13 protein-coding genes are annotated in these 12,350 nt (G+C 64.6%); 10 read left to right on the forward strand and 3 right to left on the reverse strand.

Translation table 11 applies throughout. The annotated features are described in order from the left end of the window. Positions 1-5 precede the first annotated feature (5 nt). Entirely contained in the window at positions 6-536 is a 531-nt protein-coding gene (locus tag LKE06_RS06330; RefSeq protein ID WP_227997686.1) for a hypothetical protein, read from the forward strand. Positions 537-699: 163 nt separating this feature from the next. Further along, positions 700-939, forward strand: coding sequence for a hypothetical protein (locus LKE06_RS06335; RefSeq protein WP_227997687.1), 240 nt, complete (start codon positions 700-702; stop codon positions 937-939). Positions 940-1,181: 242 nt separating this feature from the next. On the opposite strand, the gene LKE06_RS06340 is transcribed toward LKE06_RS06335, so the two are convergent. After that, a complete protein-coding gene (locus LKE06_RS06340) occupies positions 1,182-2,150 on the reverse strand; it encodes an esterase/lipase family protein (protein ID WP_227997688.1) in 969 nt (322 codons plus the stop codon). A 225-nt stretch (positions 2,151-2,375) separates the two neighbouring features. Here LKE06_RS06340 and LKE06_RS06345 point away from each other — a divergent pair, with 225 nt between their 5' ends. From LKE06_RS06345 to LKE06_RS06365, 5 genes are all read left to right on the forward strand, one after another. Next, positions 2,376-4,055: a cutinase family protein gene (locus LKE06_RS06345; protein ID WP_227997689.1), complete on the forward strand. Its 1,680-nt coding sequence runs from the start codon at positions 2,376-2,378 to the stop codon at positions 4,053-4,055. 944 nt (positions 4,056-4,999) lie between these two features. Continuing rightward, a complete protein-coding gene (locus tag LKE06_RS06350; protein WP_227997690.1) occupies positions 5,000-5,896 on the forward strand; it encodes a DMT family transporter in 897 nt (298 codons plus the stop codon). Positions 5,897-5,903: 7 nt separating this feature from the next. Beyond that, positions 5,904-6,551 carry a class I SAM-dependent methyltransferase gene (locus LKE06_RS06355; RefSeq protein ID WP_227997691.1) on the forward strand — a complete coding sequence of 216 codons (648 nt, stop codon included), beginning with the start codon at positions 5,904-5,906 and terminating at the stop codon, positions 6,549-6,551. A gap of 216 nt (positions 6,552-6,767) precedes the next feature. Further along, positions 6,768-6,887 (forward strand): hypothetical protein, encoded by a 120-nt coding sequence (locus LKE06_RS32480; RefSeq protein WP_372477349.1) that lies wholly within the window; start codon positions 6,768-6,770, stop codon positions 6,885-6,887. A 181-nt stretch (positions 6,888-7,068) separates the two neighbouring features. Further along, the gene (locus tag LKE06_RS06365) at positions 7,069-8,187 is read left to right on the forward strand and encodes a nitronate monooxygenase (RefSeq protein ID WP_227997692.1); all 1,119 of its coding nucleotides are present in this window, start codon (positions 7,069-7,071) and stop codon (positions 8,185-8,187) included. Here LKE06_RS06365 and LKE06_RS06370 read toward each other — a convergent pair. After that, positions 8,177-9,148: a DUF5996 family protein gene (locus LKE06_RS06370; RefSeq protein WP_227997693.1), complete on the reverse strand. Its 972-nt coding sequence runs from the start codon at positions 9,146-9,148 to the stop codon at positions 8,177-8,179. The two genes, LKE06_RS06365 and LKE06_RS06370, sit on opposite strands and share 11 nt — an antisense overlap. Before the next feature lie 98 nt (positions 9,149-9,246). Continuing rightward, positions 9,247-10,020, reverse strand: a complete 774-nt coding sequence (locus tag LKE06_RS06375; RefSeq protein WP_227997694.1) for a GntR family transcriptional regulator — start codon at positions 10,018-10,020, stop codon at positions 9,247-9,249. Between the two features lie 211 nt (positions 10,021-10,231). Here LKE06_RS06375 and LKE06_RS06380 point away from each other — a divergent pair, with 211 nt between their 5' ends. From LKE06_RS06380 to LKE06_RS06390, 3 genes are all read left to right on the forward strand, one after another. Further along, a complete protein-coding gene (locus tag LKE06_RS06380) occupies positions 10,232-10,546 on the forward strand; it encodes a hypothetical protein (RefSeq protein WP_227997695.1) in 315 nt (104 codons plus the stop codon). Positions 10,547-10,796: 250 nt separating this feature from the next. Next, on the forward strand, positions 10,797-11,582 hold the full coding sequence (locus LKE06_RS06385; RefSeq protein WP_227997696.1) for a 2OG-Fe(II) oxygenase family protein: 786 nt from the start codon (positions 10,797-10,799) through the stop codon (positions 11,580-11,582). Beyond that, a complete protein-coding gene (locus LKE06_RS06390) occupies positions 11,569-12,342 on the forward strand; it encodes an SDR family NAD(P)-dependent oxidoreductase (RefSeq protein WP_227997697.1) in 774 nt (257 codons plus the stop codon). The genes LKE06_RS06385 and LKE06_RS06390 overlap by 14 nt, the downstream gene beginning before the upstream one ends. The last annotated feature ends 8 nt before the right edge of the window (positions 12,343-12,350 follow it).

The following is a 12,350-nucleotide window of genomic DNA, read 5'->3' on the forward strand; positions in this document are numbered from 1 at the left end:
TGGATATGGGGCGGTCCGGGAAAATGATCGGCCCGATGTCGCTGGTGTGGACGCTGGGTGTCCCGGTAGCGGCGGTGGCCTTCATGGCGGGCGCGCTGAACCTGGGTGCCGCGATAGTCCGTTCGACCGGTTCGCAAGTCGCCATGGCGCTGGTTCTTCCGGTGAGCGCATTGCTGGGCATGGGTGCGTGGATGCTCGTGCTAGCCGCCGCATGGCGGCTGCGCCGAAATTACCTGCGGCGGGCCGGGATCGCGATGTCTGCGGTGGTGGTCGAGTCGGATCTGCGATACAAGTACCGTTCGGGCACGCTCAACTTTGATTTGTGGCGGGTGCAGGTCGAGGCCCAGTTCCCGCACCCGGACTCGGGTGCGGATGCCCACGTGCAGAAGCAGTACCTCTACCCTCAATTCCGCGAGGTCAAAGCGCGAGCACTGGCCGAGCGACTGAGCGTCGGCTCCGCGGTTCCCGTTGTGGTCGGCAAGAATTCCGCATTGTTCGACATTCCCAAACGGCCCGTATGGGCCGATATCTGGTGACCGTCGCCGACTTCGGTTGTTGCCCTGTCATTTTCGGTTGTGGTCACTGTGTGGTCGTAGACCGACGCGATCAGGAGGCGAGTATTCATCGTGCTCAGGGATTTTCCTACGACACACCACGGCCCTACGCATACCTGCGGCGGTGCGGGATGGATCATGAGAAATGACGCGCGTCGGGCCGGTTGAATCGGACCGACGCGCGTTACTGCATCCTTACCGGGCAGAGCCGGTGGACAACGCCTCGGCGAGTGCGATCCACAGCTGCATTACGGGGCTGCAGGGCAGTTGCGGCGGCGCGCACCCGATGCCCGCAGACCCGCTGGATCCGCCCGACCCGCTCGAAGCCACCCCGCCCATAGTCGGCGCGGGTGCGGCGGACGCCGACGTCGCGCTGACGAGCTGACCGGGAATGAGAAATGCGCAGGCAAAGGCAACGCCGGCAATCGAACGCCTCATAGGACCTTCTTTCATGACCCAGGAGGCGAGGGCCTCCTCTGGTTCCGAACGCTATCGGTCGAGAGATTTGCTTCGTAGACCCGAATTCCGGGGGACGAGCGGGTCTGGGCATCTTGTCGGACAAGCACCACTTTTAAGCCTGGGCTGTTTATTGGACCCGTCGCGTGCGGTATCGGCCTGATCCGTCCGTCAGAACTCCGGCCCGCTCCCACACTCCGCCGGCACCGGCTGCCCGGGATCCAGCGCGTTCAGGATCATCGAGTCCACGCTCGGGTCGTAGGCCAGGCCGCTGTGCCCGACCAGGTCGTCCCGGCACTGGTCCTGGACGACGATGTCGGTGACGCCACGCTCGTCTATGGCCGCGGCGGAGGGCGGGGACACCGTTGAGTCATGCACCGACACGATGGTGGTGTAGCGAATGCCGGGCCGGGCGATCGGGCCGTCGTGCAGCCGGGCCAGCGCGGCCGAGCCGGGGGAGACGTCCTCACAGATCCCGCATATGCCCGCGACTACCCCGCGTAGCCCGAGCCGTGTCGCGCTGCCGACCAGTCCGCCGGTGACTCCGTGTGTGGGTGGCGCCAAGGCGACGACCGTACCGATCCGGTCAGCCGCTGCGGGGTCGGACTTCGCGAGGTAAAGCGAAACGAACGCGCCACCGGAATGCCCGACGAGGTCGACCTCGGCGGCGCCGGTCTCGGCACGCACCCTGTCGATGAAGGTGGATACCTGCGGCACGGACACGGACACCCCGGCGATGCCGCCGTCGAAGGCGTTGGTCCCGCCATAATTCAGGGAGTACACGCAGTACCCGGCATTCGCCAGTTTCGGCCCGATATGCGCGAACGCGTTGTACTGATTGGCGGGCAAGCCGTGCACGAGCACCACCGGCCGCGGATGGGCCGCCGACGGTGTGCACGGCACGTTCACGCCAGGCGGCGATTGCGCGGGGTCCTGCCCGGACGTCACGAACCAAACTTCGCGGGCGATCATCTCCTCGAAAGTCGCCTCCGGTTGCGGACCGGCGGCTGCGGCAGTGCCGGGCGCGACCGCGTTCGGTCCCAAGGCAATCAAGATGGCGGCGAGGATGGGGCCAACGTATCCGTGTGTTCCCATATCGAACTCCCAGGAACGAACGAACTTTTCTCTAAGTTTAGTCATATAAAATCCTCCGAGCTGGGGGGTGCTCGTTCGAGGAGCCCGCTACCGCCAGTCGGCGGTCGGCCTGAACATGATCATGATCGCGCTCATCCATTTCGTGATCAACGAGCAGGCCCCGGAGCCTCCACGTAACGCTCAGCTATCCAACCGCGACGTCCTTGGTGACATATGGCCCGTCGGGGGGCTTGTCCGTCCACTTATCGGTTATTGGAATGGGATCAGGACATGGCTCTTCGCGAGTTTTTTGCGCGGCATCGTATTGCCTCGACCGTCGCCGCGCCAGCGGTATTGGGAGTAGCGGCCGTCGTTGCCGCTTCCTTTGCACTGACATCGACGCCGCAATCAGTGGACACACGGCTCAAGTCGTCGGTCACCGAATGCCACGACATGGTGTCGATTTCGGTAGCCGGCCGCAATGATTCGCCGAATGCGGAGACCACGAAAATGCTGGTCGGACCCAATGGTGAGGAATTGCCTGCCGCGCTATCGGACGATTATCACAGCACCTGGGTCGATCCGGTCGTCAACGCACCGGCCGATGACGTCGATCCAGGTTCCTATGCGGCCGTCTACATTGCTTATCCGGCCGATATGGCCACCTACGAGGACGCCGTCAACACCGGTGTCGCCAATACCGAACAGGTGATGCGGGAGATCACACAAGCCTGCCCCGACACCAAGTTCTCGATCGTCGGTTACAGCGAGGGCGCCGACGTCGTCCGCCGCGTCGCGATGACAATCGGTAATCAGGACGCCGACAAGGACGGCGGATACGGGATCGTCGATCCGGCCGATATCGTCGGTGTCGTCATCCTCGCCGACGCGGGTCGCTCGACGGGTGAGGGGCCCTTCCCTGGCGCGAAGGACCCGAATCATCCCGACGGATTCGACCAGCAATATCAGAACGGCGGGAAACCGGCTCCCGGCCAGGGTGCGCTGCCCGGAACCAGCGGTGACTTCGGTGCGCTGAACGGCAAGATCGCGTCGTTCTGCTCCGACGGTGATCTCACTTGCGCCGCACCGCAGAACATTTCGCTGCTCCAGTTGGCGGTGAATGTGGGCAGGCAGGTGAATATCGACGCGCTCCAACGAGACGGGCTCACGCCCGCGACCGGGCAGGATGTCGCGGTTGCCCTCAGCCGTATCGCGTTTGCGGCGTTCACCGATGTTCAGTCGCAGCCGAATTGGATGCAGAGCGACGAGACTTTTCTCCAGGTGCTGCTGAGGGTGTCGGATCCGGCATACAAGCCTGGTGAGGCGCCGAAGACACCAGTGCAGGCGGATTCGATCTCGACCAACGATATGTCGCCGCTGGCTTATCTGCCGCAGAAGGTGCTCAACGAGTTCATCGGTCTCATTGTGACCAACCAGAATACGATTCCGGTGATCATGAGCGACCCGTATCAGCTCACGCTCGGACCGAATGGCACCGGACATCATTTCGACTACTGGCGTGACTCCGACTCCGCCAACGGTAAGCCACTGACCTCCGCCGAATACGCGGCCGCCTGGCTCACGCATTTGGCGAAGCAGGCGCAGGCAGGGCAGCCGGTCGACACGACGTCCAAGCCGGAGGCCGCGGACCTCGCCGCCGCGTACGAGGCGGCCACCACCTCAGCGACGCCGACGGGCACACCATCGAAGACCGCGTCACCGACAACCACAAGTGCTGCCCCGACCAAAACCGCTGAACCGACGACCACGCCGCCGTCGACTTCAGTGACGCCGTCGACTTCAGTGACGCCATCCGAAACACCCAGCGCGACAGTCACTCCGGAGGTGACAACCCCACCGGCCCGCTCTTCGGTCGCAGCACCAGTCGAGACCACGAAGCCGACCACAACCACCGAATCGACCACCACGACAACACAATCCGCAGCGCCGACCACCACCGATGCGAAATGAGTTAGGTGCTGGGTTGTTTGGCAGCGCCTGCGGCGCCGCGTGTTCGCGGCCCCCTATGGCTCGCGTCCGAGGGACAAATACTTGCTCCTGCGTCGCATCGTATTTGCCCCTCGGACGCGAGCCGGCCGCGAACTCTAGTGCTCGATCTCGCTACGCTCGAAAACTGGTGTCGCGCCCAGTGGGTGCGCAAGTGGGCTCGTGCGGCACCGACCGATTCTGTACACAGTTGGGCACCTGTGCTCGGTAGCCGCGAGGACTGGATCTTGCTGCGAGACTGTGTCGTGGCGGGGCGCGTGGGCCTGGTCGCGGGGGGACCCGGGGTTTGGGTAGTCCAGTGAGGTTTGCTGTGTTTATTGGCCGCTGGCGCGGCGTGTTCGCGGCCCCTAAGGCTCACGTCCGAGGGACAAATACTTGCTCCTGCGTCGCATCGTATTTGCCCCTCGGACGCGAGCCGGCCGCGAACTCTAGTGCTCGATCTCGCTTCGCTCGAAAACTGGTGTCGTGGCGAGTGGGTGCGCAAGTGGGCTCGTGCGGCACCGACCGATTCTGTACACAGATAGGTGCCTGTGTTTTGGTAGCTGAGGGGGCTCGATCTTGCTGCGAAACTGTGTCGTGGCGAGTGGGTGCGTATGGGTGGGCTCGTGCGGCACCGACTGTTTCTGTACACAGTTAGGTCGGGTTCGCTGCTTGGGCGTCTGGGGGCATGTCTCGCAACGCTGTCAGCGGCGACAGGGAGTCGGCACGAGCCGGTCCAGCTGTGGTTGCTCGGGCTGAGTTCGGGAACCCTCGCATTGACCGGCGCTGCGACCTTCGATTTCGGTTGGGCCGCAAGAACATGCGCCCGTTGAGATGATCGGGTGCCCGGTCGTTGTTGTTATCCGCACAGGGCTCCCGATCGAGCGAAAAGTGAGCGATGTCGTGCCTGTTGGAAGAGTGGCAACTCGGTGACCAGGCGTGGGTGGACGCTGTTTCTTGCGATGGGTGTCATCTGGGGTGTGCCGTACGCGATGATTCACGTCGCGGTGCGAGATTTCGATCCGATGGTGGTGGCATTCGGGCGGACGTTCATCGGCGCGCTGATCCTGTTGCCGATCGCGGTGTACAGCAAAACGCTCGCCCCGGTCTTTCGGCGGTGGCGTCCGCTGCTGCTGTACACGCTGGTCGAGATCACCGGGCCGTGGTTTCTGATCGGGTATGCGGAGACCACGTTGAACAGTTCTACGGTCGGGCTGTTGATCGCGGCGGTGCCGTTGATCGCGGTGGTCATCGTCACCAAGCTCGGCCACGACCGCTTCGACCGACGCCGGACCGGCGGGCTGATCATCGGGTTCGCGGGGGTGGCGGCGCTGGTTGGACTCGATGTCGATCTGGCGCATCCGGCGGCGATCGGCGCGATCGCATTGACCACGATCGGCTACGCGGTCGGCCCGATCGTGGTCAACCGCGCGCTGGCCGGTCTACCGCCGCTCGGCGTGGTCACCGCGTCGCTGCTGCTCGCGACCGCGATCTACGCACCGTTCGCGGGACTGCTCTGGCCCGCGCGGATCACCGCCGACGCTGCCTGGTCGGTGCTTGGTCTGGCCGTAATCTGCACGGCGGCGGCGTTCTTGGTGTTCTTCGCGCTGATCGGCGAGGTCGGTCCGGCCCGGGCGACGGTGGTCACCTACATCAATCCGGCCGTCGCAATCCTGCTCGGGGTCACGGCTCTCGACGAACCGTTGACCATCGGTATGGCGATCGGATTCCCGCTGGTCATCCTCGGTTCAGTGCTCGGCACCGCACGTACTCGCGATGCCGATGCGAAGCTCGCCGATCCCCCTGAGCCGATCGGATGTGGATGATGGTCGGATGGACACCATCATTCCCGCCGATGTCGATCAGACCCGTAGCGCCTATGACGACGTTGCTGTCGTCTACACCGAACTCTTCAAGGACATTCTCGCGACGATGCCGTTCGATCGGGCAATGCTCGCCGCGTTCGCGGATTTGGTGCGGGCGAATGGTGGCGGTCCGGTGGCCGATATCGGTTGTGGGCCGGGGCGGATTACCGCGCATCTGGCGAAGCTCGAGCTCGATCCGTTCGGGATCGATCTATCCCTGCGGATGATCGAGTTGGCGCGCCAGGCGTACCCGCAGCTGCGGTTCGACACGGGGTCTATGGAGAGTCTCGCGATCGACGATGCCAAGCTCGCGGGGATCGTGGCCTGGTATTCGCTCATTCATTTGCCTCCCGAGCGCGTGCCCGGGGTGTTGACCGAGTTCTATCGGGTACTCGAACCGGGAGGGTACGCGCTGCTGGGCTTTTTTGCCGCGGACGCTTCGGATGCGGTGGAAGCGTTCGACCACAAGGTGACTCGCGCCTACCGATGGTCGCCGCAACGGCTGTCCGGACTGCTGGATGCGGCCGGATTCGCGACAGTGGCGCAGCTGGTTCGTCGCCCGGAGGACGGAGAGCGATTCCTACAGGGCTCCCTGCTGGTAGTAAAGGACCGGTGATTCGGCGAACTCGGGCCAACCGGCCCGGGTAAGTTGAGCAGATCGCGTCGGATTCCGCACTGATCGACGGCGTCCCGCATTCCGCCGAGCCCCGGACTTCGTGGAATCCGCCCCGGTCCGGCCGCGCGCGCGAGGAGCTCGCCGCAGTCGGATTACGACGATCAGGATGTCAACGGCAACAGGGTGGGCGCGATCCTGTGCAACCTGGCCACCGACGTGGCCGACCCGACCGAACGGCTGCGTGTGGTCAGCGAATCGATGCGGCGTAGACGGCCGTCTACAACTCACTGTCGGGCGCCGCGCTATATAAAACGAGGGCTATCCCAGCAAAACTAGAACGTGTTACTGTCTGAATATGGTGCACTCACCTGTCAATGAGGCCGCTGCCGCGCACTGGCGATACTCGCGGTATGCGGCCCATTCGGCCGGTTCAGGCAGCTGCGCGCCGCGCCGGATTCGAACACGGTGGGGCAACTTTGCAACCCGTTCTATCGCCCCGTAGGGAGACAAGCAGGCCATGCGTACCGAAATCTGCGACCGGCTGGGGATCGAGTTCCCCATCTTCGCGTTCACCCATTGCCGCGACGTGGCGGCCGCGGTCAGCAATGCCGGCGGAATCGGCGTACTCGGTGCGGTCGGCTTCACCCCTGAGCAGCTAGAGGTCGAACTGGCGTGGCTCGACGAGCACGTGCACGGCGTCTACGGCGTCGACCTTGTCATCCCCTCCCAGTACGAGGGCAAGGGCATCGACGGCCTCAGCCCTGAGGAGCTGGAAGCCAAACTGGCGGAAATGGTTCCGCAGGGCCACCGTGATTTCGCGGAGCGGATTCTCACCGATCACCATGTTCCGGAACTGCCCGACAGTGAGCACCACAATCAGTTGCTCGGCTGGACCGCGACCACGGTCGCGCCCCAGATCGAGGTGATCCTGCGCCACCCCAAGGCCAAGCTGGTGGCCAATGCGCTCGGCACGCCGCCGCCGGATGTGATCGAGCAGATCCAGAGTTCCGGCAGGCTCATCGGCGCGCTGTGCGGCTCGGTGAAACACGCGCTCAATCACAAGCGTGCGGGCCTGGATTTCGTTGTCTGCCAGGGCACCGAGGGCGGCGGCCACTGCGGCGAAATCTCCTCGATGGTGCTGTGGCCACAGGTGGTCGACGCGATCGGCGATATGCCGATGCTGGCCGCGGGCGGTATCGGCAACGGCCGTCAGGTCGCCGCGGCGATGGCCATGGGCGCGGCAGGCGCGTGGACCGGCTCGCTGTGGCTGACCGTCGAGGAAGCGAATGTGCCACCCGCGCAGATGCAGACCTACATCGATGCCTCCAGCCACGACACCGTGCGCTCCAGGTCGTGGACCGGCAAGCCGTGCCGAATGCTGAAGAACGACTGGACCGAAGCGTGGGAATCGGCCGAGACTCCCGACCCGCTGCCCATGCCACTTCAGATGATGGTGGCACTCGACGGCGTCAAGCGCGGCCATCGCTACCCCGAGGCCGCCAAGGACGTGAACTTCAATCCGGTCGGCCAGGTGGTCGGCATGATGAACAAGGTGGAACGCTCCGCCGACGTGGTCGCGCGACTTATTGAGGAGTACGTGGAGTCCTGCGACCGCCTCAACAAGCTCAATAGCTGAGGTAGGCCCAGTTCGGTCCCGAACTCTCCTGCACCGGATCGGTGATGCCGCCCCAGCAGGCCAGCTGGGCGGGATCCCATCCGGCCAGTTCGGATCCATTCTCGTAGACGGACTGGAGGAATTCGAGGGCGGCACCGAGCGGGTCCGGGGCCGAGCGGGCCTGGTCGTAGGGGTAGTACGCGGCGTGGCCCGACCCGGACGTGACCCAGTGTGCGCCCAGCGGAAGCGGCCGATCGGCCATTCCGTCCGGCTCGGGCGCGATGTAGGAGTAGAACGTCGGCTCGGGCACCTTGTCGTCACCGAACCAGAAACCCGCGCTGATGACCTCCCGCGAGTACGCCTCGCGGGTCACCGAGTCTACCGTCGCGGGTAGGGCGATCTTCCGCTCGGAGAAACGTTGCACCGCGAGATCGAAAGTGTGCCAGAACAATTGCACCGGGCTGATCTTGCCGGAATAGGTGGCGCTGAACTCCTCCAGCACCCGCCCGACCTGGCTCAGCACGCGAAATGCCCGCTGCGCGTTGGCGGGGTCGTAGTCGGCATGCTCGGTGTCGTCGGCGAACCGGCGTCCCGCGTCCGGCAGATCGAATGGATGTGGGTGCGGCAGTACAACTTCGATGCCGAGCTCACCCAGCCCCGCCATGACGTCGCGGTAGAACGTCGCGACGGACTGCTCCCGCAGCTCGATCGTGACTTCGGTGCCATGATCGGTCGCGATTCGCAGCACATGATCGAAGAAATCGAACGCGCAACTGAATACCGGTCCGTTGCGGGCAGTGCCGAGGGGCACCGTGGTCCAGCCGCGCGGGGTGAGCCGATAGGTCATATGCCACCAGTGGTTGCGGCGAATGCCCTTGGCGAGGGCGACCTTGCCGACAACCTGGGCGAACCGGTGCAGCGTCTCCTTGGTGGGCCGCCAGCATTCCAGCGGCAGAGCGGGAAATGGTTCGACAGCGTCCATACCGAAACGGTACGAGCTTGCGGCACAGTTTGGCTACGAATGAGCAATTCCGGCCCAGACAGCGGGGATCGGACTGGTGGAGACAGCGCGGCGGATCGTCAGGCGGTCGCCGAGTGCCCCTCTTCCGCCGCACCGGCGACGTCGAGCAACTCCGTGAACCGATTGATCACCTTCTCGTGATACATCCCGAAAAGATCCTCGAACAGCGCCAGCTGCGCATCCGACGGTCCAGACCCCGAGTCCCACACCGCCACCAGCGCCCGCCAGATCAGCACATGCAGATCCGCGGCACCCGCGAAGTACGCCTCGATCGCTTCGGGCACCTCGAGCACCATCTCGCCGATGGAGTTCAGGATCGCCCGTTGCATGCTAAACCCGAGCGAGGTCAGCAACTTGCGCACCAGCGCGACCTCGATGGCCAGAATCTGACGAAATTCCGGAACCTCCAGCCGGGCAAGCGATTCCAGCTCGTCTATGGTGGCCTTCAACTCGGCCGGATCGATGTCGCGCCCGCTGCCGGTGTAGGCAAGCAGCGCCTCCATTACGATCCCGCGTTCGACCTCGACGATGTCGCGGAACATGTCGATCGCGATATCGGGCATCGCGGCGGAAAACCGGAACAGGTGGCGGTATACATCGATGCCGCCCGCCTCGCGGACATCACGGATCGTGAACCCCTTGCCGCGCCGCGCCTCGACAAAGCCGTAGGACTCCAGCCGGCCGAGGGTCAACTGGGCAGTCGCGCGATTCATCTCGAATTCGTCGGCGACCTGCCGGACCGACGGCATCAGCTCCCCCGGCTGGTATTCCCCTGCGGCAACCCTGCGCGCCAGCTCGTCGGCAACGTCGGCGACTACCGTTTGGGATCCCATCGATGCCACCCATTCAACTCGATATCCAACACGTCCCAGACAGTCTAGGCGCTGCTGTGTCAGACTGCACGGTGTAAGACCGATCGACGCCGAGGCACTATCGGCCATCGCGACACCATGCATCGAACCGTTCTGGCACGAGAACTATCCGATCTCCACACCGTGGTTACGCAAACAGGTTCTGCGCGTGCGGAATCCGCGACTGTCGAACATGCTGCGGCAGATGACGATGCCCGATCGTCGCACGCCGTTCGCGCGGTCGATGCTCACCTCGAGCGTGGCGCTCGGCCAGCTCGAAACCGAAGGGCCGATTCGCTATGAGGTCGGCCGCGGGCAATCGGTGCCGCACGAACAGGTCCGGCCGAACGATGACGACGGCGCGCATCCAGTCGACCCGACCGCCGTGCGGAGGGAACGAGAGCCGCGCGGGCGCGACAGATCTCCGTCGGCTGACCCGGCCGCCGCCGGAATCGACGACACCGCAGGGTCGACGCCCGACACACGCGTGTCCCAGACGCGCGTGTAGCGGTCGGCGATGGACCTCATGTCGGCAACTCCGACGTCTCCGCAGAGCCACGCGCAACGGATTATCGAGGCGGTGGCATCGGCCTGGGCTTTCCGCCGGTATACCTGGAAGCGTTCACGCCGAAACAACAGCATCGTTCTCGCGACGGGTCTCCCGGCAAGTGACCGCAGCTCGTAGCGTCGGGCCGACCACCGCGCGAGCGCGCGGGGTGACGCAATAGGATCTCGGGTGGTTCATCCGGGAGGGATTGATGTTGACAGGGGAATCGGTACGCGACGCGGCCCCGCAGTGGTTCGTCGAATTGTTCGCCCACCGACGCTGGATCCGTCGCACGGATCCGTTTCCGCACGTGTACGCCAGGGACGTGTTCGTGCCCGAGTTCTATCGGCGGCTCGCCGAGGAGTTCGGACGGGTACGCACGCAGCGGCCGGAGGCGTTCACGCCCGTCTCCGAGAAGTACAGCGCGACCGGGGTGCGGTTGAGCGCACTGCGGGATGGTCCGCTGGCATTGTTCCTGTCCAGGGAGTGGCACGACCTGATCGCGGGGGTCGCCGGAGTTACCGCGACCGGAGACGTGGAGGGGTCACTGCACCACCATGCCGCGGACAGTCCACAGGGCTGGCCGCACAACGATCTGGCCCCGGCCTGGTTCGGCGGAACCACCCCTGGTCCCGCCGAGGTTCGTACGGCCGATCCCGCGGTAGACCTGAAGACCGGCACGCGGGCTGGTTCGGTTACCGCAAGGGAGACCGTGCGCGCGGTAGCGGTGCTGTTCTATCTCGGCAATCCCGACTGGAAGCCGGGCGACGGCGGCGAGACCGCGCTATATGAAAACACCGCGGGCAATAATCCGGCGCCGTCGCTGACCATTCCGCCGCTGGACAATTCGATGGTGCTCTTCGAATGCACGCCGAGGTCGTGGCATACCTACGTCGGCAACAACGCCGCCGCGCGCAATTGCGTGGTGATGTGGCTGCACCGTCCGAAAGACGAAGTGGTGCAACGCTGGGGAGGAGACAAAATTGAGCAGTGGTGAAAGCTCACGGCGGGTCTGCCTGCTCACCGGCGCGGGCGGCAGGCTGGGCGACGCCTTCTGCCGCGGTGCGTACACCGACTACGACATTGTCGCGGTGTGCCGCAATCGCGTTCCGGCCGCACCGTCGCAGCACGAATGGTTCGTCGATCCGTTCGAACCGGAAAAGCCAGTGCCGGAAAATGATTCGAGAATCTTCATGATCCGCGCCGACCTCAGCGAGAAGGGGGAGATAGAGCGGGTCGTCGACCTCGCGCTCGCCCGGTTCGGCCGGGTGGACCTGCTGGTCAACAATGCGGCGAGCATGAGCCTACATCCGCGCGGTATTGTCGACGGCGACGCCGCGCTCGATGAGTTCGACGCACTGTTCTCGGTCAATGTCGGTGTGCCACTGCGCTTATCGACTCGTCTGGCCCAACGGGCCTGGGTACACGCCGGGGACGAGAATCGCGCACATAACCGGAATATCGTGAACGTCTCGAGCCTTTCCGGTTCGGAGGTGTACCCCGGCGGGCAGGCCCTCTACGCGGCATCCAAGGCCGCGCTCAATCACCTGACCCGCCATCTCGCCACTGAATTCGCCGAGTTCGGTGTCCGCGCGAATGCCATTGCTCCCGATGCCTTTCCCGCGTCCGTCGCCACCGAGCAGGTGGTGCGCTCGATCGTCGAACTCGACATCGGTACGGTGACCGGCGGGGTGTTCAGCGTCGGCGCACAACCCCCGAACTCGGCCGGAGGCAGACATACCCAACGACCCAGCTGAATTCGAGC

The organism is Nocardia australiensis, from assembly GCF_020733705.1.
Lineage (GTDB): Bacteria > Actinomycetota > Actinomycetes > Mycobacteriales > Mycobacteriaceae > Nocardia > Nocardia australiensis.